Below are 19,254 nucleotides of genomic sequence, written 5' to 3'. Positions count from 1 at the left end.
GGGTGGAGCAGCCCGGTAGCTCGTCAGGCTCATAACCTGAAGGTCACAGGTTCAAATCCTGTCCCCGCAACCAAACCAAAACGCCCGCCCCGGTGAAAACCCGGGCGGGCGTTTTCGTTTTCGGGAGGCTGCGAGATGAACGTCAGCGCAACCAAGACGTGAAGAAATAAATCAGAAGAATTACCGGGATCGGAATTCCGATCAACCACAGCAGACCGCCCTTCAGCATCACAAACCTCCGCGCCGAATGTCTTCGCACGTTTGTAACGGTAACGGGTGTGATCGAAAGGGGGTTCCTCTTACTACAGGACTTCGCGCAGGCGCTTGCCGCTGCGCTCGTAGTAGTACGGGATCGGCAGGTATGGGGCGAAGCCGCCCCTGACCTGGATCTCGAGGTCGTCGAGGACCACGCCGGTGATGCGCGGCAGATCGAGGCGTCGGGCCTCCGCGAATGTCACCCAGGCCAGTTCGACGAGTTCCGAGTCCGCCGAGACGACGTCCGGGACCGTGTGGGCGATCGTGGTGCGATCCGCCGCGAAGAAGCGTGTGTCGAAGCGGCGGACCCGGCCCGGCGGCGTGACCGCCCGCGCGACGAGGTGCAGGGCCTCGAGGTCCGGCAGTACGCCGGCCCCGCGAAACGCGCTCCAGCTTCCCGCGGGGGCGGTTTCCGGGGGGCCATACGCGCGGGTGCCCAGCATCAGGCCGGTCTCCTCGTAGGTCTCCCGGATCGCCGCCAGCGCCAGCGCTCGGCCGAGACCCTCGGCGCCGCGCGGCACGCGCTGCGCCAGGGCGTCGTTCGCTCGTCCAGACAGGGCCCCCGCCACGGGCATGTGCCGGTCCGCCGGCTCGATCCGCCCGCCGGGGAAGACGAACTTTCCCGCCATGAAGGCGAGACCCGGATGGCGCCGGCCCATCAGGATCTTCGGGGTGCGCCGGGTCCTGTCGATGAGGATCAGCGTAGCGGCGTTGCGGGGTCGCAGGGCGGCCGCGCGCGTCGGCGGCTCAGGCGGAGGCGCCTCCGGCAGCATGTCCGCGATCTGGTCCATGCTGCGTCTCCTCGATCTCGGCGTTCGGTGACACCGGTAGCTTGGCAAAGCCGTGCATGCCAAGGGCATATTGCAAGCCGACCACCGCCCCCTTCGCCGGTTGCAGGAGGGCCAGGGAGCCCACCAGCGTCACCAGGGGCCAGAAGGTGAGCTGAAACCAGAGCGGCACGTCGTAGTTCATCTCCGTCTCGAGGAGGAAGTAGCCGACGATGTGCCCGATGACGAAGATGACGATGTAGGGCGGCAGGTCGTCCGCCCGGTGATGCGACAGTTCCAGACCGCAGACCGCGCAGTCGGGCCGGACCTTCAGGAAGCGGCCGAAGATGCGCCCCTGGCCGCAATGGGGGCAGCGTCCGACGAATCCGCGCGCCATCGCCCTGATGAGGCCCGCGCGCGTGCCGGAGCCGGTCTCGATCGTCGCGGTCATACGGGGCTCCTGGGGGATCGCGCCATGGTTCCTATACGCTCCGCATCAGCGGCGCGACCCGCGATGGCGCGTTCCCGTGCGGATGCCGGCCGGGCGCCCTGGCGTGCCTGGCTTGCGGACGGGGCTTCGGCCCCGTGGGGCCATGGCCCCGCCCCGGTCCGGTCGTGTCCGCCCCTCCGACAGGAGTTCGAAGCGCAGGGCCCCGGCGACGGCGGCCGCCTCGACGAGGCGAACCTCGACGCGGTCGCCGAGTCGATGGGTCTCGCCCGAGCGCTCGCCCACGAGGGCATGCTTGGCCTCGTCGTGGCGGTAGTAATCCGCGCCGATCGTCGAGATCGGCACGAAGCCGTCCGCGCCGGTCTCGTCGAGCTTGATGAACAGGCCCGACCGGGTGACGCCCGAGATCTGGCCCGTGAAGGTCGCCCCGACCCGGTCGGCGAGGTGGTGGGCGATCAGGCGATCGATCGTCTCGCGCTCGGCCGCCATCGCCCGGCGCTCGGCCGCGGAGATCTGCTCGCCGATCTGGTCGAGGGCCGCCACCGTGACCTCGGAGGACAGGCCGTCATTCCCGAGCCGGCAGGCCGCGATCAGGGCGCGATGGACGATGAGGTCGGCGTAGCGCCGGATCGGCGAGGTGAAGTGCGCGTAGCGGCGCAGGTTCAGGCCGAAATGCCCGAGGTTCTGTGCGGCGTAGACGGCCTGGGCCTGCGAGCGCAGGACCACCTCGTTGATGAAGGTGGCGTGCTCGGTCTCGGCCACGCTGGCGAGGATGCGGTTGAACAAGGCCGGGCGGAGCGCGCTCTCCTTCGGCAGCTTGATGCCGATGGAGGCGAGCACCTCGCCGAGCGCACGCATCTTCTCCAGGGCGGGCTCGTCGTGCACCCGGTAGATCAGCGGCTGCCGCGCCTGTTCCAGGGTCTCGGCGGCCGCGACGTTGGCCAGGATCATGAATTCCTCGATGAGCCGGTGTGCGTCGAGGCGCGCCGGCACCACCACGCGGTCCACCGCGCCGTCAGCCGTCAGCACGACCTTGCGCTCCGGCAGGTCGAGGGCCAGGGGGCCGCGTGCGTCGCGGGCCTGCCGCAGGGCTGCGTAGGCGGCCCAGAGGGGGCGCAGCGCTGGCTCCAGCAGGGGAGCGGTGGCCGCGTCCGGGGCGCCGTCGATGGCGCCCTGCGCCTGGGCGTAGCTGAGCTTGGCACGCGAGCGCATCATCACGCGGTGGACGCTGTGGCGACGCTTCACCCCGTCGGCGCCGATCACCATGCGGATCGCGAGCGCGGGCCGGTCCTCGGCCTCGCGCAGGGAGCAGAGATCGTTCGAGATGCGCTCCGGCAGCATCGGCACCACCCGGTCCGGGAAATAGACCGAATTGCCGCGCATCAGCGCTTCGCGGTCGAGGGCCGAGCCCGTCCGGACGTAAGCCGCGACGTCCGCGATCGCCACGGTGACGACGAAGCCGCCGGCATTGGCCGGGTCCGGGTCGGGCACCGCCATCACGGCGTCGTCGTGGTCCTTGGCGTCGGGGGGGTCGATGGTGAGAAGCGGCGCGTCGCGCCAGTCCTCGCGCCCTGCCAGATCCACCGGCACCGCCGCGTCGGCCTCGGCCAGGGTGGCGGCGGCGAAGACGTGCGGGATGTGGTGCAGGTGCAGGGCGATCAGGCTGACGGCCTTCTCCGAGCCCAGGGCCCCGAGGCGCTCGCGCACGCGGCCCTGTGGCAGGCCGAACCGGCTCTCGCGCTGCAGAACGACGCTGACGAGATCGCCGTCGCGGGCCTCGCCCTCCTCGCCCGCCGGAATCGCGATCTCGCGCCCCTGCGCCCGCTTCTCGACGGGGATGATGCGGCCGCCCGCGGGGCCGGCCCGGTAGACGCCGATGATCTCCGACTTGTTCTTGCCCAGGGTCTTGATGACCCGGCCGGTGTAGCGGCCCGGTTCGGCGTGGCTCGCCTCGACGCGCAGCAGCACGCGGTCGCCGATGCCTGGGGCCGGCTGTCCAGGGCGTTTCGCGCCGCGCGGGGCCGCCACGGTGATTCGCGGCGCGGGTCCGTTGCCAACGTCCCATTCGGCGGGATTGGCCAGGAACTCGCCGTCCCGGTCGCGCGCCGTGATGTCGGCGAGCACCACCGGCGGAAGGCGCCCGGAGGGCGCGAGGCCGCCGCGCCCGCGCGCGATGGCGCCGTCCATCTCGATTTCCTTCAGGATGCGCTTCAGGCCGATCCGATCGGCGCCCTTGATGTTGAAGGCCGCCGCGATCTCGCGCTTGCCCACATACTCCGGGGCGGCGGCGATGAAGGCGACGATCTGCTCGCGGGTGGGGAGGGCGGCGGGGCCGGGATTGGGGTTGATGCGTTTTGCCAAGGCGGGGCTCGCTGCGCGGGCGCGAGGCCGTACGCGGAATTGAGATGTCGGGCCGGGGACGCGGATTCGCTCCGGCCCCCGTAACATGGACGTCCGTGCCCGCCCCGGCAACGGCGCGGGGCCGGCCCGCGACACCGGTTCCGTGTCGGTAGACTCGTGAGCGCCCTCAGCCGGTGGCGGCGGATTTCCGCAGGCGCTCGACGGCCCGGTCGATGTCGAAGTTTCCCACGGTGAGTTCGGCGAGGGTAAAGGGGCACAGGGCCGGGAAGCCGAACTGCACCTGGTTCTCCGCCTCACGGTATTCCGGGGCTTCGGCCTCGCGAACCGCCAGGGTCCAGAACCCCTCGACGTTGAGGCCCGCGACGCGGGCCGGATCGGCGGCGAGCCCGGCTTGCGTCTGCCGCGCCGCCTCGCGCCAGAGGGCGCTCGCCCGGTCGTCGGACATCAGGGCGGCCCGCACGAGGTTGGCGAGGAGGGTGCGGATGTCCGTGGCGGCGGTCTCGGGCATGGATGGCGCTCGGCGCGAGGGATCGGTCGGTGCCGACGCGCAAGCCCTGCGCCAGATCCAAGTTCTGCCCCAGATCCGAGCCCTGCGCCAGATCGCGTCTCAGTAGGGCGTTCCCTTCGCCCGCTGCGCCTTGAGCGCCTCGGCGTACCAGACCAGTTCGTCGAGGAATCGTGCCGCGGCCTTCGGCAGCCAAGCCTCCTGCGCCGATCCGGCCTCGTCCAGGGCCTTGCCGATGCGGGGGATCGGCAGCAGGGAAGGGATGCTCGACGCGCCGAGTTCGGCCATCATCGCCCGCAGCTGCATCGCCGCTCGCACGCCCCCGTACTGGCCCGCCGAGTAGCAGACGATCCCGGAGGGCCGCCAGGAATACTCCTCCAGGAAGTGGTCGAGCGTGTTCGAGAGGGCCGGCGGAATCGCATGGTTGTACTCCGCCGAGACGACCAGCAAGGCGTCCGAGCGGCGATAGAGCGTGGCCAGATCCTCGAGGCATGCTGGCGCTTCGCCCTTTGGATATTCCTTGTACATCCGGTCGAGGAGCGGAAGCCGCAGTTCGGCCGGATCGACCAAGGGCGCCTCGACGCCGCGCGCTTGAAGTTCGGCGATGACGAACCGGGCCGCGCGCAGGCCCTGGCGGTCCGACCGGACGGAACCGAGAATCACGGGGACGACGAGGGACATGAGGCCGCTCCTGCACGCCGGCGCCATCCGCTCGGCGAAGGATCCTGGCTAGCGAACCTTCGCCGCGCCCTCAATCCTCGCGCTTGCCGGCGAACGCCCGGGAGCCCGTCGACCTTCGTCGTCTCGGGTCTGGCGCGGCGTCTCTCAGAACCGCGTCGTCGCCCGCGTCAGCCAATCCGGCGAGGCATCGACCAGGAACGTCTCGAGGGCCTTGTCGTAACCGAGCACGATGGCGAGGCCCGTCAGGACCAGGGTGAGGCCGAGCACGGCCTTGAGGCCCCGGCCGAGGCCCATCATGCGGTCGCGCCAGCGCATCAGCGTCACGCGGGAGAGGGTGCCGAGAACGACCAGGGGCAGAGCAGCGCCGAGACCGAAGAGCAGCATCGTCAGGGCGACGGTGCCGAGGTCGCGCCCCTGCGCGGCCAGCAGCGAGGCCGCGCCCAGTGTGGGGCCGACGCAGGGGCTCCAGACCGCCCCGAGGAGGAGGCCGACGCCGAACTGGCCGGAGAGGCCGATGCCGGAGACGCTGCCGAAGCGAGACTGAATCCAGTCGCTCGCCGGGCCGGCCGCCACCGCCAGGCGGGTCTGCGCCACGGGCAGCATCAGCACGAGCCCGAGCACGATCATGAGGCCGGCCGCGCCCGTCCGGAACAGGCCGCTATCGAGGCCGAGACTGAAGCCGATGGTGGCCACGAACAGGCCGACCGACACGAAGGCGAGGGCCAGCCCCGAGGCCAGCGCGAGGGGGCCGAGCCGATGCGCGGAGGCGGCGGCCCCCAGCACCAGCGGCAGCAGCGGCAGGACGCAGGGCGAGAGCACCGAGAGCAGCCCGGCGAGGAAGGCGAGGCCGAGCCCGGTGGCCATCGGCTCGGCCTAGAGGGTCTTCTCGACGAGACTCTCGATCCATTCCGGCTGCGTCTCGCCCACCGAACGGCCTGTCTCGGTCTCGCCCTTGAAGGCGATCAGTGTGCTCTGCATGCGGGCGTCGAAGCGGCGCAGCACGTCCTTCTGCGTGTCGAAGTCGACGTCGAAGATCAGCAGGTTCTTGAAGCGTGCCTGCTCGCCCAGCTTGGCCAGGATCGGCTTCTGCGTCTTGCAGATCGGACACCAGGGCGCGCTCACCTCCACGAGGATCGGCTTGCCCGCCTTCTGGGCCGCCGCGAAGGCTTGCGCGTTGTAGGGCTGCGTCTCGGCGGCGCTTGCCGGCAGCGCGAGGATGGCGGGCGCGAGGGCGAGGCAGGCGAGGAGGACGCGTCGGTGGAGCCTGGCGGGATCGACCGCGCGGGCAGGGCCGGATTCGGCGGGTCTGGACATCCGCATGGCACTTCACTCCCGGAATCTTGGCGGCCGTCTCGCGCGTCGCGGCGGCCCGTTGGGTCGAGCCTACGCCACGGCGAGGGTAATGTCGCCGGGACCGGGGCGGGCGGCGCGGCGGCTGCGCGCAAGATCGCGCGATGAGCCTTGGGGCCGGAGGCTTCGCCGAGACACCGGCAGCCGCGAGGGACGATCGCCGGATCGGCCGGTTTCCTGCGGAATTCGCGCGGTCCCCTTGTCGCCGTCGCCGCGCGCCCTCACCAGAGCGAGAATTCGGTGGCGAAGTCGGTGGTCTTCAGGCGCGCGCAGGTCTCCGGCGCGACGCCGCAATCGGCCTTCGGCCTCAGCGTCAGGGTGCCGTCCGGTGCGGTCGCGAAGGTCAGGTGCAGCGGGGGCTCGTCCGCCTTGGTATAGGCGAGGCCGACCTCGAAGCGGACGAAGTCGAAGCGGTCGCGGTCGGCATACACGATGAGGTCGCGCGAGACGGTCTCGCCGGGGTTGAGCTCGGAGGGGTCGCCCCCCGCCTCGGTGGCGCCGGCGAACAGGCGGCTCTCGCGCAGGATCGCTTCGCCGGGACCCGCGAAGGCGTAGGCGCGGGCTGCGATGGTGCGATCTGCGGACGTCGTTCCACCCGCGGGCTTCGTGCCGGATTCCGCGTCGAACCGCACCCGCACGCCGGTGACGTTGTAGACGAGGCCGAGCACGCGCACGCCGGTCTGGCCGACATTCTTGCGCGTCACGGTGGAGCGGATCGCCACGTGCTGGCCACGCTCGCCCGCCCGCACCAGGCTCGTCGTCACCGAGACGGCGGGCGGCTCCAGGGCCGGCTTGATCCGGGCCTCGTAGATGAAGGTGTAGACCGCCCAGGCGCCGGCCGCGACGATCGCCAGGGTCTGCACCAGGGCATTGGCGCGCTCCAGCCGGCCGCCCCGGCGGGATCGCGCATCCTCGCTCTCGTCCTTCGGCATTCTCGATCCCGACCCTCACGTCGGGGCGGCAAGCCCGTTGGCAGGATCATGGTTCCGTCTTCGGATTCTTCGTGGCATCCGACCGGCCGTGGCGCGGAAGGACGGATCAGAGGCGGTCGCGGATCAGTCTGAGGAAAATGCGAAGGCCGCCCTGCTCGTAGAACACAACGTTCGCGGGGGTCGCGTTCCAGAGCCGCGTCAGTTCCGCATCGGAAAAGCGATCCGCGGTGATGTCGTCGAGGTATTTCCGGAGCTTCAACCGGGCTTCGCCCCTGAACGGAGACACGGCCGTCCGCAGGATTTCCTCCATCGTGTCTCCCATGTCGTCCAAGCCTTCGATGAAGGCGAGGGCCAAGCTTTCGAATGCCGCCGAGCTCTGCAATCTCGGCTTCGGATATCGTTCCTTCGATCGTTTCGGCCTGGGCTTGTCGATGCGTCGCAATCCGTCACCTCTCCGGTCCGGCCGTGAAAGGCATGACGCGCCGTTCAACGGATCATCGCGATCATGACGCTCGCGACGGGCCCCCTCTCCCTTCAGGCAAGGCGATCGCTCCACCTTCCGGGGGAGGAGACCCGCGCCATGACCCCGAGCGATTCGTCCAGATTCTCAATTGCACGCGCAGGTTGAGCCTGTCGATCCGCCGATGGGACTTCGCCGGACGGCGGAACGCGAAACGCCGGAGCCCCTCGCGGAGCCCCGGCGTTTCGGATCGTCTCGAAGGGACCGGGCCCGACACCCGGTCCGGTCGCTCTCAGAGCGAGTAGTACATCGTGAACTCGACGGGGTGCGGGGTCATCTCGTAGCGCATGACCTCCGTCATCTTCAGCTCGATGAACGAGTCGATCTGGTCGTCCGTGAAGACGTTGCCGGCCTTGAGGAAGGCGCGGTCGCGGTCGAGGTTCTGCAGGGCCTCACGGAGCGAGCCGCAGACGGTGGGGATCTTCTTCAACTCGCGCGGAGGCAGGTCGTAGAGATCCTTGTCCATGGCGGCGCCCGGATCGATCTTGTTGATGATGCCGTCGAGGCCGGCCATCAGCAGCGCCGAGAAGGCGAGGTAAGGGTTCGCCATCGGGTCGGGGAAGCGGACCTCGACGCGCTTGGCCTTCGGGTTCGTCGTCCACGGGATGCGGCAGGAGGCCGAGCGGTTGCGAGCCGAGTAGGCGAGCAGCACGGGGGCCTCGTAGCCCGGCACCAGACGCTTGTAGGAGTTGGTCGACGGGTTGGTGAAGGCGTTGAGCGCCTTGGCGTGCTTGATGATGCCGCCAATGTACCAGAGGCACTCCTGGGAAAGGTCGGCGTACTTGTCGCCCGCGAAGAGCGGCTTGCCGTCCTTCCAAATCGACTGGTGCACGTGCATGCCCGAGCCGTTGTCGCCGTAGACAGGCTTCGGCATGAACGTCGCGGTCTTGCCGTAGCTCTGGGCGACCTGGTGGATGCAGTACTTGTAGATCTGCATGTGGTCGGCAAGCAGCGTCAGGGTGTCGAACTTCATGCCGAGCTCGTGCTGGGCCGAGGCCACCTCGTGGTGGTGCTTCTCGACCTTCACGCCCATGGACTGCATGGCGGCCAGCATCTCGCCGCGCATGTCCTGCGCCGAATCCTGCGGCGGCACCGGGAAGTAGCCGCCCTTGGTAGCGACGCGGTGGCCGAGGTTGCCGCCCTCGTAGTCCGTGAAGCCGTTGGTCGGCAGCTCGGTCGAGTCGAGCTGGAAGCCGGTGTGGTAGGGGTCGGAGCCGAACTTCACGTCGTCGAACACGAAGAACTCGGCCTCGGGGCCGACATAGATGGTGTCGCCGATGCCGGTGGACTTCAGGAAGGCCTCGGCCAGCTTGGCGGTGCCGCGCGGATCGCGGCTGTAGGGCGCGCCCGTGGAGGGCTCGAGCACGTCGCAGACGATCGACATGGTCGAGGCCGAGAAGAACGGGTCCATGCAGGCGGTGGCCGGGTCCGGCATCAGCAGCATGTCGGATTCGTTGATGGCCTTCCAGCCGGCGATCGACGAGCCGTCGAACATCGTGCCTTCGGAGAACATCTCGTCGTCGATCAGGGAGACGTCGAACGTGACGTGCTGCCACTTACCACGCGGATCGGTGAACCGAAGGTCGACGTACTTGACGTCGTTGTCCTTGATTTCCTTCAGGACGTCGGCTGCAGTCTTGGCCATCCTTGGGGGTCTCCTTCATGTCTCGGCCCGTTGCGGCCGTGGTTTTGCCGCAGCGTGCACCGGCGCACCGCAGAGCGGAAGGGTCTTGGGCGTCGAGCGTTTAGCGCAGGTAGCGCGTGCGGGCCAGCGCAATTTCACGGCGCCCGGCACGGAGCGGCTGCGAGAACAGACGCAAAAACAGAAACTTAGATCTGTCTTTTGCGGGGCATCCCGGAACCGGACGCGTAACGAACGCGAAGGTTCGTGACGGATTTCGTCAGGGCATCGGAGTTTTGCCCATCGGTTCGCAGTCCGCTGCCTGCCCGACCCCATCGGATCGCCGATCCGACCGACCCCGTGGGCGGTGTCGCCATCGGCGGGCCGCCGGGGATGGTGGTCGGGGTGCCGTTGGTCCGGGGCAGCTTCGGTCCGACGCCGCAGCCCCGGAGGACGGCTTGTCGGATGCGGTTGAAATCCTGCCGGTCCCGCTGATCGGCGACCAGCCGCAGCCAGCGGGCGGGTTACGCGGTGGGACCGCGGCCCACCGCCTCAGATCGCGTCGGTTCCGGTCTCGCCGGTGCGGATGCGGATTGCTTCCTCGATGGTGGAGACGAAGATCTTGCCGTCGCCGATGCGCCCGGTCTGGGCCGATTTGCGGATCGCCTCTACGGCGCCCTCCACCAACGCGTCCGACAGGACGATCTCGAGCTTCACCTTGGGCAGGAAGTCGACGACGTACTCGGCACCCCGATAGAGCTCGGTGTGGCCCTTCTGGCGCCCGAAGCCCTTCGCCTCGATCACGGTGATGCCCTGGAGGCCGACCTCCTGGAGGGCTTCCTTCACCTCGTCCAGTTTGAAAGGCTTGATGATCGCTTCGATCTTCTTCATGCCGGGCGGGCCTGACCTCGATGCTGCTTGACCCATCGTTGGTATCATCGCCGTCCGGCCTTCGCCACGCCGTTTTGGTCTGAGATGGCGGAAAACTGCACAACGAACGTGCACAGGCCGCAAATCGTTTGGGCGAATGCCGAGTCCGAGGCGGATTCGTGGGTCCCGGACAGGCAGTGCAGAAGGAATGACCGATGACGACGCTGCGCCTGCTTGACGTCGAGGCGATGCGCCGGGTCGACGCGGCCGCCATCGCGGGTGGAACGCCCGGCAGCGTCCTGATGGAGCGGGCCGGCGCTGCGGTCGCGGAGCGGGCGCGGCTTCTCATTGGCGCGGGCGGCCGCATCCTCGTCCTGTGCGGCCCCGGCAACAACGGCGGCGACGGCTTCGTGGCCGCGCGCCTTCTCGCCGAAGCCGGCTTCGCGGTGGACCTCGTCGCCCTCGGGCCGATCGCGGCTCTCACCGGCGATGCGGCCCTTGCGGCGTCCGGCTGGACCGGTCCGGTCGGCACCCTTGCGGACCTCGGCGAACTCGGGGACTACGCCCTCGCGATCGACGCGCTCTTCGGGGCCGGGCTTTCCCGGGACCTCGCGCCGGATGTTGCATCCCTGGCCGCGCGTCTCGCCGCATGTGGCACCACCGTTCTGGCCGTGGATGTGCCGAGCGGCGTCGACGGCGATACCGGGGCCGTGCGCGGCGCGGCGTTCCGCGCGACCGAGACCGTCACCTTCGTGGCCCTCAAACCGGGGCACCTGCTCCAGCCCGGGCGCGCCCTGTGCGGGGCCCTCCACCTGGCGGATATCGGGACCGGCGATGCCGCCCTCGCGGCCGGGCTCGCCGATGCAAGCCTCCTCTGGCGCAACGATCCGGCCCTGTGGAGCGACCGGTTTCCGCGCCTGGACGCGGCGAGCCACAAGTACACGCGCGGGCACGCGCTCGTGCTCTCCGGGCCGGCCACGAAGACCGGTGCCGCTCGGATGGCGGCGCGGGCCGCCCTGCGCGTCGGCGCCGGTCTCGTCACCCTGGTCTCGCCGACCGGCGCCCTCGCCGAGAACGCCGCCCACTGCACCGCAATCATGCTGCGTGCCTGCGACAGCGCCGACGATCTCGACGACCTCCTGGTCGACGAGCGCCTGAACGTTCTGCTGGCCGGCCCCGGCCTCGGCGTCGGCTCGGGCACCCGCGATCTCTTGGCGGTGGCAGCGGCGGCGGGGCGCGCCCTCGTCCTCGACGCGGATGCACTGACGAGCTTCAAGGGACAGGCACGCCTCCTCGCGGCACACCTGTCGGACGGCGACGCCCGGGCCGTTCTCACTCCGCACGAGGGCGAGTTCGCCCGCCTGTTCGAAGGGACGGACGCGGTCGATCCGGAAGCCGGCAAGCTGGAGCGGGCGCGGCGCGCGGCCGCCCTCGCCGGGGCCGTCGTCGTTCTCAAGGGCGCCGATACGGTGATCGTTGCCCCCGACGGTCGCGCCGCGATCAACGATCACGGCACGCCCTATCTCGGTACGGCCGGGTCTGGCGACGTGCTGGCCGGGCTCATCGCGGGGCTGCTCGCCCAGGGCATGGAGCCGTTCGAGGCCGGCTGCGCCGCCGTCTGGCTGCACGGCGACGCGGGCCTGCGCTACGGGCCGGGCCTCATCGCCGAGGACCTGCCGGAACTGATGCCGCAGGTGCTGCGGGCGCTCGTCGGGGCCTGACCGCCTGTATGCGTCAGGTCACCTCGAACAGCGTCCAGAGCCCGGTGTCGAAGCGCTCCAGAACCGTTGAACTGATGAGCCAGCGGCCCGGATTGTCCGCCTTGAAGGCGATGCGGGCCGTGCGGCCCTCCAGGAGCTGGAAGGTGTCGAGCCAGTAGGGCTCCCAGCCGTCGTCGAGGGGATGGAGCAGCCGGAAGGCGTGCCCGTGCAGGTGGAGCGACTGCGGAAAGGCAGTGGCGTTCTTGATCGCCAGAACCACCACCTGGCCCCGCTTCACGGAGAACAGGGGGGGCAGGCCGGTGCTGCCGCTGGCGCCGTTCACCGCCCAGATCCGATTCGAATCGCCGGTATAGACAGGTTCCGCCGTCGGCTTGTCCTTGTCGACGCGGGCACCGCCCGTGATCGTGATATCGCGCCGGACCGCGTTCTGCAGTTTCACCTCGGCGGGCAGGAGGGCGTTCTCGCCGATCTTGGTGATCGCCGGCCGCGCTGGGGCGACGGGCTGGCCCGCCACCGCCAGGGTCGCGAGTACGAGGCCGTTGCCGACCAGAGCCGTGACGCTACCGCTGGCGCCAGCCTCCGTCGGCAGATCGAGCATCAGGTCGTAGCGGGTCCCGGGCGGGAAGGGCAGGGTGGCCCGCAGGGGCTCGAAGGTATCGGTGGGCTGGCCGTCCACCGCCAGCACGTAGACCTTCACGCCGTCGAAGCGGATGCGCGTGCCGCGCGCGTTGCAGACGTTGCCGAGGCGCAGGCGCACCCGGCTGCCCGGCCGCCCCGTGATCGTCGCCGGAACCGGCGCCCCGTTCAGGGTCACCAAGCTGCCGAGGCGGCCTGAAGTCGCCGCGAACGTCGTCTGGCCGAAGGGAAGCAGGCTGGCATCCTCCTCGATTCGCCAGTCCTGCATCAGCAGCGTCAGATCCTGGTCGGCCGCCGGGGGCGAAGTCTCCTCGACAACCAGTGCCCCGGCGAGGCCGCGCCCCGACGGCTCGCTCGAGCCACCGACGACGAGAGGGCGAATCAGGAAGGTGCCGGCATCGGGCGGCACGAATGCGTAGGCGAAATCGGCTCCGGGGGCGATCGGCGCCTGAGTGATGCCGCCGACGCCGTCCATCGGATTCTGATTGCGCACCCCATGCCAGTGCAGGCTGAGAGGCTTGTCCGTGCGATTTTCGACCTTGAGCCGGACGGTCTCCCCGAGTTTGATCCGCACCACGGGCGGCGGCGACGTCCCGTCGAAGGTCCAGACCGGCGTCGCGGCCGCGGGCTCGGGCTTCAGGCGTGTGCTGCCCGGCGCGGCCCTCAGGATCCGCTCGGGGCCGGCGGCGGGCGCTTTCTCGCCCGGCGTAGCGGAGCCCTGAGGCTTTCCGGCCTGTGCCATCGTCCCGCGCGGCGCCAATGCCAGGGCTGCGGCTCCGCCGAGCAGGACGCGGCGCGGAACCGAGATGGAGGCGTGCGGCGCGGGCAATCGAGGCTTCGGCATGGAATCTCGCAGATTGGGAGGGGGCTCGGCGCGGGCGCATCCGCGCAGCGCTTGTAGAATGTGGCTCCTCCGGATTCCATCCGCGAGACCGGTCGAGAAAGGCGACGGCGTCGACCCGGGGCGGGCCTGACTTTTTTTGATGCGGCCCGTGGCGCGCGTGCTATAGGACCGCGCTCTGGCGGCGGAATGCGCGCTGGGCGTTGGCGCTTGCGGGCGTGGCGGAACTGGTAGACGCGCTGGATTTAGGTTCCAGTGTCGCAAGACGTGGGGGTTCGAGCCCCTCCGCCCGCACCAGTCCTTCGCCGTCGGGAACGGATTGGCTCACAGCGATGGCCGCCCGGCCCGCCGTAGGGAGTCGGCCCCTCGGCGGTGCGATGTCCTGTCGCCGACCTCGTTCCGGTCCGTATCGGCGGACCACGAGGGACCGAACGACACCACGCGATCACACGGACGACAGCGGAAAGACGACCATGCAGGTGACCGAGACACTCTCCCAGGGACTGAAGCGCGAGTTTCAGGTCCTGCTCGCCGCGAACGAGCTCGAGGAGCGCCTGACGAGCGAGCTGTCGACCCTGAAGGACAAGGCCCAGATCAAGGGCTTCCGTCCCGGCAAGGTGCCGGTCGCGCATCTGCGCAAGCTCTACGGCCGCTCCGTGATGGCCGACGTGCTGCAGAATGCCGTCAACGAGGCGAACCAGAAGATCGTCTCCGAGAACAACCTTAAGCTCGCCCTCGAGCCCAAGATCGAGTTCCCCGGCGAGAAATCGATCGTCGAGCGCGCCCTCGACGCCAAGGACGACGTCTCCTTCAACGTCGCCCTCGAGGTGCTGCCGACCTTCGAGCTCGTCGACCTGTCCGACGTCAGCCTGACCAAGCAGGTGGCCAAGCCCTCCGACGAGGAGGTCGACGAGGCCATCACCCGCATGGCGTCTTCCAACCGCGCCTTCGCGCCCCGCGAGGAGGGTGCCGCCGCCGAGACCGGCGACCGCGTCACCATCGACTTCGTCGGCCGCATCGACGGTACCGAGTTCGAGGGCGGCACGGGCGAGGGCATCGACCTGGAGCTCGGCTCCGGCTCGTTCATCCCCGGCTTCGAGGACCAGCTCGTCGGCGCCAAGGTCGGTGACAAGCGCGTCGTCAAGTCGACCTTCCCGGAGGCCTACGGCGCCGCCCACCTCGCCGGCAAGGACGCCGAGTTCGACGTGACCGTCACGGCGATCCAGGCGCCGGGCGAGACCAAGATCGACGACGAGCTCGCCAAGACCTTCGGCATGGAATCCCTGGAGAAACTCAAGGAGGCGGTCTCGACCGCCATCGGCAGCGACTTCGAGGCGCAGTCCCGCCGCAAGCTCAAGAAGGACCTGCTCGACGCCCTCGACACCAAGTACGCCTTCGAGCTGCCCCCGAGCCTGGTCCACCAGGAGTTCGCCGCGGTCTGGGCCCAGGTCGAGCAGGACCTGAAGACCCGCGAGAAGACCTTCGAGGACGAGGGCACCACCGAGGAGAAGGCGACCGCCGAGTACCGCAAAATCGCCGAGCGTCGCGTCCGACTCGGCTTGGTGCTTGCACAGGTCGGTGAGACGGCCGATATCAAGGTCTCGGACGACGAGGTGAACCAGGCGCTGATCGCCCGGGTGCGTCAGTATCCCGGCCAGGAGCAGCAGGTCTGGGACTTCTACCGCAAGAACGCCCAGGCGCTCGCCGAGCTTCGTGCGCCGATCTTCGAGGAGAAGGTCGTCGACCACGTGCTCGCGCAGGTCAAGCTCACCGAAGAGCCGGTCTCGAAGGAGGCGCTGTTCGCCGACGAGGACGATGCCGAGGGCAAGTCCGAGACGACGGGCGAGACCAACGAGTCGGCCTCGACCGGCACCGACGAGGGCCTTCCCGCCGTTGCCAAGGCCGATTGAGTCCCGCTGCTCCCACGAGGGCGGCGGGCCGAGAGTAAGGCGATGTTCACCATCGCCGTAGTTCGCTGAAACGTCCGGTGCGCGCCCGATTCGCGGCGCGGCCGGACCCCTTGTAGCTGGGGCACGTGATGATGAGAGATCCGGTCGACTATTATAACAGCGCGCTCGTGCCCATGGTGGTCGAGCAGTCGAGCCGCGGTGAGCGTGCCTTCGACATCTACTCGCGCCTGCTGCGCGAGCGCATCATCTTCCTCACGGGACCGGTCGAAGATTACGGCGCGTCGCTGATCGTCGCGCAGCTGCTGTTCCTCGAGGCCGAGAACCCCAAGAAGGAAATCTCCTTCTACATCAACTCGCCGGGCGGCGTCGTGACCTCAGGCCTGTCGATCTACGACACCATGCAGTTCATCCGCTGCCCCGTGACCACGCTCTGCGTCGGCCAGGCCGCGTCGATGGGCTCGCTACTCCTGACTGCCGGCGAGCCGGGCCACCGCTTTGCCCTGCCGAATGCCCGGATCATGGTGCACCAGCCCTCCGGCGGATTCCAGGGTCAGGCCACCGACATCCTGATCCACGCCCGCGAGATCGAGGCCCTGAAGAAGCGCCTCAACGAGATCTACGTGAAGCACACCGGCCGCGACTACGACACCATCGTCCAGGCGCTGGAGCGCGACAACTTCATGACGGCTGACGCCGCCAAGGAGTTCGGGCTCATCGACGAAGTGATCCAGAAGCGGCCTGAGCCCGTCGCGGCCTGATCGATCGCGCGCTGGGCCGCAAGACCCGGCGCGTCGTTTCGAGGCGGGACCCATTTTGGGTCCCTGCCTTGATCCCGTCGCGGTCGCGTGCTTGCATCGACAGTCTGATCGAGGCCGGCAGAAGCGCGCAGGTGACTGTTTCTTTAGGCGGACGCCATTAAATTCGAAGGATGCGTGTGCGCCCCGGACCGGCGCCATGCCCGCGAACGGAGACCGATATGAGCAAGACTGGCGGCAACGACTCGAAGAGCACGCTGTACTGCTCGTTTTGCGGCAAGAGCCAGCACGAGGTCCGCAAGCTGATCGCGGGCCCGACGGTGTTCATCTGCGACGAGTGTGTCGAACTGTGCATGGACATCATCCGCGAGGAATCGAAGTCCTCCCTGGTGAAGTCGCGTGATGGGGTGCCGACCCCGAAGGAGATCCGCCGCGTCCTCGATGACTACGTCATCGGCCAGGACTTCGCGAAGAAGGTCCTCTCGGTCGCGGTCCACAACCACTACAAGCGTCTCGCCCACGCCTCGAAGCACAACGACGTCGAGCTGGCGAAGTCGAACATCATGCTGATCGGCCCGACTGGCTCCGGCAAGACGCTGCTAGCCCAGACCCTGGCCCGCATCCTCGACGTGCCGTTCACCATGGCGGACGCCACGACCCTGACCGAGGCCGGCTATGTCGGCGAGGATGTCGAGAACATTATTCTCAAGCTCCTCCAGGCCTCCGACTACAACGTCGAGCGGGCGCAGCGCGGCATCGTCTACATCGACGAGATCGATAAGATTTCCCGCAAATCCGACAACCCGTCGATCACCCGCGACGTCTCGGGCGAGGGCGTGCAGCAGGCGCTGCTGAAGATCATGGAGGGCACCGTCGCCTCCGTGCCTCCGCAGGGCGGCCGCAAGCACCCGCAGCAGGAATTCCTGCAGGTCGACACCACCAACATCCTGTTCATCTGCGGTGGTGCCTTTGCGGGGCTCGAGCGGATCATCTCGGCGCGCGGCAAGGGCACCTCGATCGGATTCGGCGCGACCGTACAGGCCCCGGACGACCGCCGCACCGGCGAAATCTTCCGCAACGTCGAGCCGGAGGACTTGTTGAAGTTCGGCCTCATCCCCGAGTTCGTTGGCCGCCTGCCCGTGCTGGCGACCCTTGAGGACCTCGACGAGACCGCGCTCAAGCGTATCCTGCAGGAGCCCAAGAACGCTCTCGTGAAGCAGTACCAGCGTCTGTTCGAGATGGAGAACGTCGACCTGACATTCCAGGACGAAGCGCTTTCCATGGTCGCCCGAAAGGCGATCGAGCGGAAGACCGGCGCGCGTGGTCTGCGGTCGATCCTGGAGACGATCCTCCTGGAGACGATGTACGATCTGCCCGGCCTCGACTCCGTCGAGCAGGTGGTGATCGGTCCTGAGGTCGTCGATGGCAAGTCCCGGCCGCTCTACATCCACGGCGACCGAAACAAGGAAGCCCCGGCCAGCGTCAGCGCCTGAGGCCTGATCCGGGTCTCGTCAGGTCTGGGTGGTGCCTCGGGGCGGATGCTTGAAAACATCCGCCCCGATTTCCATCTCAGGCCTCAGCGCGATAGCCGTATGCTCACCTCCTGAGGTGCGGTGTCCCGCCACCAGCCGCATCGTGCAAGACCGTTCCCAAGACACTTCCGACCCCCTCGCGGCCCGGTCGGCCCCTGGCAGGATGCTTGCTCCGCAGGAGGAGCAACTGCCCGGCGTCCATCATGAGGAAGTCCGATATGACTCAATCGAAATCGCGCCAGCCCGTCGTTCCGGGCTCGACGGGCTCCTACGCCGTCCTTCCCCTGCGCGACATCGTCGTATTCCCGCACATCATCGTGCCGCTCTTCGTCGGCCGCGAGAAATCCATCCGTGCCCTGGAAGAGGCGGTCCGCACCGATCGGCACATCTTGCTGGCGACGCAGATCAACGCCAGCGAGGACGATCCCTCGACGGATGCGATCTACAAGATCGGCACCCTGGCCAGCGTGCTGCAGCTGCTGAAGCTGCCCGACGGCACCGTGAAGGTGCTGGTCGAGGGCGCCGGCCGCGCCAAGATCTCGCGCTTCACCAAATCCGACACCTACTACGAGGCCGAGGCCGAGACCCTTACGGACGAGCTCGGTGACAGCGTCGAGGCAGAAGCCCTCGCGCGCTCGGTCATCGCCGAGTTCGAAAACTACGTGAAGCTCAACAAGAAGATCTCCCCGGAGGTCGTCTCCGCAGTGACCCAGATCGACGAGCCCTCGAAGCTCGCCGACACCGTCGGCTCGCACCTCGCGGTCAAGATCGCCGACAAGCAGGCGATCCTGGAGATCCCCACGGTGGCGCAGCGCCTCGAGCGCGTGCTGTCGCTGATGGAGAGCGAGATCTCCGTGCTCCAGGTGGAGAAGCGCATCCGGACCCGCGTCAAGCGGCAGATGGAGAAGACCCAGCGCGAATACTACCTTAACGAGCAGATGAAGGCGATCCAGAAGGAGCTGGGCGATTCCGAGGACGGCAAGGACGAGCTGGCCGAACTCGAAGATAAGATCGAGAAGACCAAGTTCACCAAGGAAGCTCGCGACAAGGCGGTGGCGGAGCTCAAGAAGTTGCGTCAGATGTCGCCGATGTCGGCGGAAGCCACTGTCGTACGCAATTATCTCGACTGGATGCTCGGCATCCCGTGGGGCAAGCGCTCAAAGATCAAGAAGGATCTTCTCGGCGCACAGGTCATGCTCGATGAGGACCATTTCGGCCTCGACAAGGTGAAGGAACGAATCGTCGAGTACCTTGCCGTGCAGCAGCGCGCGAACAAGCTCACGGGTCCGATCCTGTGCCTCGTCGGTCCCCCCGGCGTCGGTAAGACTTCGCTGGGCAAGTCAATCGCCAAGGCCACGGGCCGCGAGTTTGTGCGCATGTCGCTGGGCGGTGTGCGCGACGAGGCCGAGATCCGCGGTCACCGGCGGACCTATATCGGCTCGATGCCCGGCAAGATCGTCCAGTCAATGCGCAAGGCGAAGACCTCGAACCCGCTCATCCTGCTCGATGAGATCGACAAGATGGGCATGGACTTCCGGGGCGACCCGTC

Annotated in this window: 17 protein-coding genes and 1 tRNA gene; 6 read left to right on the top strand and 12 right to left on the bottom strand. The window is 68.4% G+C overall.

Going from position 1 to position 19,254, the window contains the following annotated elements; translation table 11 throughout:
* Positions 1-302: 302 nt before the first annotated feature.
* The 11 genes from K2X24_RS04485 to K2X24_RS04435 all read right to left on the bottom strand — a co-directional run bounded on the left by K2X24_RS04485 (position 303) and on the right by K2X24_RS04435 (position 10,331).
* The gene (locus tag K2X24_RS04485; RefSeq protein ID WP_292495105.1) at positions 303-1,028 is read right to left on the bottom strand and encodes an NUDIX domain-containing protein; all 726 of its coding nucleotides are present in this window, start codon (positions 1,026-1,028) and stop codon (positions 303-305) included.
* A complete protein-coding gene (locus tag K2X24_RS04480) occupies positions 1,003-1,473 on the bottom strand; it encodes a DUF983 domain-containing protein (RefSeq protein WP_292495099.1) in 471 nt (156 codons plus the stop codon). Before K2X24_RS04480 ends, K2X24_RS04485 begins: the two co-directional genes overlap by 26 nt.
* Before the next feature lie 45 nt (positions 1,474-1,518).
* Positions 1,519-3,831, bottom strand: coding sequence for a ribonuclease R (gene rnr, locus K2X24_RS04475; RefSeq protein ID WP_292495098.1), 2,313 nt, complete (start codon positions 3,829-3,831; stop codon positions 1,519-1,521).
* Positions 3,832-3,997: 166 nt separating this feature from the next.
* Positions 3,998-4,339 carry a hypothetical protein gene (locus K2X24_RS04470; RefSeq protein WP_292495096.1) on the bottom strand — a complete coding sequence of 114 codons (342 nt, stop codon included), beginning with the start codon at positions 4,337-4,339 and terminating at the stop codon, positions 3,998-4,000.
* 99 nt (positions 4,340-4,438) lie between these two features.
* Positions 4,439-5,017 carry an NAD(P)H-dependent oxidoreductase gene (locus tag K2X24_RS04465; protein WP_292495095.1) on the bottom strand — a complete coding sequence of 193 codons (579 nt, stop codon included), beginning with the start codon at positions 5,015-5,017 and terminating at the stop codon, positions 4,439-4,441.
* Positions 5,018-5,161: 144 nt separating this feature from the next.
* Complete coding sequence (locus K2X24_RS04460) at positions 5,162-5,881, bottom strand: cytochrome c biogenesis protein CcdA (RefSeq protein WP_292495093.1); 720 nt, start codon at positions 5,879-5,881, stop codon at positions 5,162-5,164.
* 9 nt (positions 5,882-5,890) lie between these two features.
* Positions 5,891-6,331: a thioredoxin family protein gene (locus tag K2X24_RS04455; protein ID WP_292495103.1), complete on the bottom strand. Its 441-nt coding sequence runs from the start codon at positions 6,329-6,331 to the stop codon at positions 5,891-5,893.
* A 257-nt stretch (positions 6,332-6,588) separates the two neighbouring features.
* On the bottom strand, positions 6,589-7,299 hold the full coding sequence (locus tag K2X24_RS04450) for a hypothetical protein (RefSeq protein WP_292495091.1): 711 nt from the start codon (positions 7,297-7,299) through the stop codon (positions 6,589-6,591).
* Between the two features lie 106 nt (positions 7,300-7,405).
* The gene (locus tag K2X24_RS04445) at positions 7,406-7,741 is read right to left on the bottom strand and encodes a hypothetical protein (RefSeq protein ID WP_292495089.1); all 336 of its coding nucleotides are present in this window, start codon (positions 7,739-7,741) and stop codon (positions 7,406-7,408) included.
* A gap of 310 nt (positions 7,742-8,051) precedes the next feature.
* Positions 8,052-9,464 (bottom strand): type I glutamate--ammonia ligase, encoded by a 1,413-nt coding sequence (glnA, locus tag K2X24_RS04440; RefSeq protein WP_056216753.1) that lies wholly within the window; start codon positions 9,462-9,464, stop codon positions 8,052-8,054.
* A gap of 528 nt (positions 9,465-9,992) precedes the next feature.
* Entirely contained in the window at positions 9,993-10,331 is a 339-nt protein-coding gene (locus K2X24_RS04435; protein WP_003600526.1) for a P-II family nitrogen regulator, read from the bottom strand.
* Between the two features lie 194 nt (positions 10,332-10,525).
* Between K2X24_RS04435 and K2X24_RS04430 the strand changes: the two genes are divergently transcribed.
* Positions 10,526-12,031 (top strand): NAD(P)H-hydrate dehydratase, encoded by a 1,506-nt coding sequence (locus K2X24_RS04430; protein ID WP_292495041.1) that lies wholly within the window; start codon positions 10,526-10,528, stop codon positions 12,029-12,031.
* Between the two features lie 13 nt (positions 12,032-12,044).
* Here K2X24_RS04430 and K2X24_RS04425 read toward each other — a convergent pair whose 3' ends face one another.
* Positions 12,045-13,511, bottom strand: a complete 1,467-nt coding sequence (locus tag K2X24_RS04425; RefSeq protein WP_292495040.1) for a multicopper oxidase family protein — start codon at positions 13,509-13,511, stop codon at positions 12,045-12,047.
* Positions 13,512-13,720: 209 nt separating this feature from the next.
* Between K2X24_RS04425 and K2X24_RS04420 the strand changes: the two genes are divergently transcribed.
* The 5 genes from K2X24_RS04420 to K2X24_RS04400 form a co-directional block, all read left to right on the top strand.
* Positions 13,721-13,805: transfer RNA gene (locus K2X24_RS04420), tRNA-Leu, on the top strand.
* Positions 13,806-13,981: 176 nt separating this feature from the next.
* Positions 13,982-15,418 (top strand): trigger factor, encoded by a 1,437-nt coding sequence (tig, locus tag K2X24_RS04415; RefSeq protein ID WP_292495038.1) that lies wholly within the window; start codon positions 13,982-13,984, stop codon positions 15,416-15,418.
* Positions 15,419-15,549: 131 nt separating this feature from the next.
* Positions 15,550-16,176 (top strand): ATP-dependent Clp protease proteolytic subunit, encoded by a 627-nt coding sequence (locus tag K2X24_RS04410; RefSeq protein ID WP_055955505.1) that lies wholly within the window; start codon positions 15,550-15,552, stop codon positions 16,174-16,176.
* Positions 16,177-16,394: 218 nt separating this feature from the next.
* Positions 16,395-17,666, top strand: a complete 1,272-nt coding sequence (gene clpX, locus K2X24_RS04405) for an ATP-dependent Clp protease ATP-binding subunit ClpX (protein ID WP_238276775.1) — start codon at positions 16,395-16,397, stop codon at positions 17,664-17,666.
* A 257-nt stretch (positions 17,667-17,923) separates the two neighbouring features.
* On the top strand, positions 17,924-19,254 hold a 1,331-nt coding region (locus K2X24_RS04400), incomplete at its 3' end, for an LON peptidase substrate-binding domain-containing protein (protein ID WP_292495036.1).

The sequence above is a fragment of the Methylobacterium sp. genome (genome assembly GCF_019750675.1).
In the GTDB taxonomy this organism is placed as follows: domain Bacteria; phylum Pseudomonadota; class Alphaproteobacteria; order Rhizobiales; family Beijerinckiaceae; genus Methylobacterium.
The sequence above is the reverse complement of the archived record's forward strand: the minus strand, read 5'-3'. Positions and strand labels throughout refer to the sequence as shown.

Excerpts from the sequence above, each read along its gene's own strand:
- K2X24_RS04485 (WP_292495105.1), bottom strand. The coding sequence starts at position 1,028 with ATGCTGCCGGAGGCGCCTCCGCCTGAGCCGCCGACGCGCGCGGCCGCC.
- K2X24_RS04480 (WP_292495099.1), bottom strand. The coding sequence starts at position 1,473 with ATGACCGCGACGATCGAGACCGGCTCCGGCACGCGCGCGGGCCTCATC.
- K2X24_RS04470 (WP_292495096.1), bottom strand. The coding sequence starts at position 4,339 with ATGCCCGAGACCGCCGCCACGGACATCCGCACCCTCCTCGCCAACCTC.
- K2X24_RS04465 (WP_292495095.1), bottom strand. The coding sequence starts at position 5,017 with ATGTCCCTCGTCGTCCCCGTGATTCTCGGTTCCGTCCGGTCGGACCGC.
- K2X24_RS04460 (WP_292495093.1), bottom strand. The coding sequence starts at position 5,881 with ATGGCCACCGGGCTCGGCCTCGCCTTCCTCGCCGGGCTGCTCTCGGTG.
- K2X24_RS04455 (WP_292495103.1), bottom strand. The coding sequence starts at position 6,331 with ATGTCCAGACCCGCCGAATCCGGCCCTGCCCGCGCGGTCGATCCCGCC.
- K2X24_RS04450 (WP_292495091.1), bottom strand. The coding sequence starts at position 7,299 with ATGCCGAAGGACGAGAGCGAGGATGCGCGATCCCGCCGGGGCGGCCGG.
- glnA (WP_056216753.1), bottom strand. The coding sequence starts at position 9,464 with ATGGCCAAGACTGCAGCCGACGTCCTGAAGGAAATCAAGGACAACGAC.
- K2X24_RS04435 (WP_003600526.1), bottom strand. The coding sequence starts at position 10,331 with ATGAAGAAGATCGAAGCGATCATCAAGCCTTTCAAACTGGACGAGGTG.
- K2X24_RS04430 (WP_292495041.1), top strand. The coding sequence starts at position 10,526 with ATGACGACGCTGCGCCTGCTTGACGTCGAGGCGATGCGCCGGGTCGAC.
- K2X24_RS04425 (WP_292495040.1), bottom strand. The coding sequence starts at position 13,511 with ATGCCGAAGCCTCGATTGCCCGCGCCGCACGCCTCCATCTCGGTTCCG.
- tig (WP_292495038.1), top strand. The coding sequence starts at position 13,982 with ATGCAGGTGACCGAGACACTCTCCCAGGGACTGAAGCGCGAGTTTCAG.
- K2X24_RS04410 (WP_055955505.1), top strand. The coding sequence starts at position 15,550 with ATGAGAGATCCGGTCGACTATTATAACAGCGCGCTCGTGCCCATGGTG.
- clpX (WP_238276775.1), top strand. The coding sequence starts at position 16,395 with ATGAGCAAGACTGGCGGCAACGACTCGAAGAGCACGCTGTACTGCTCG.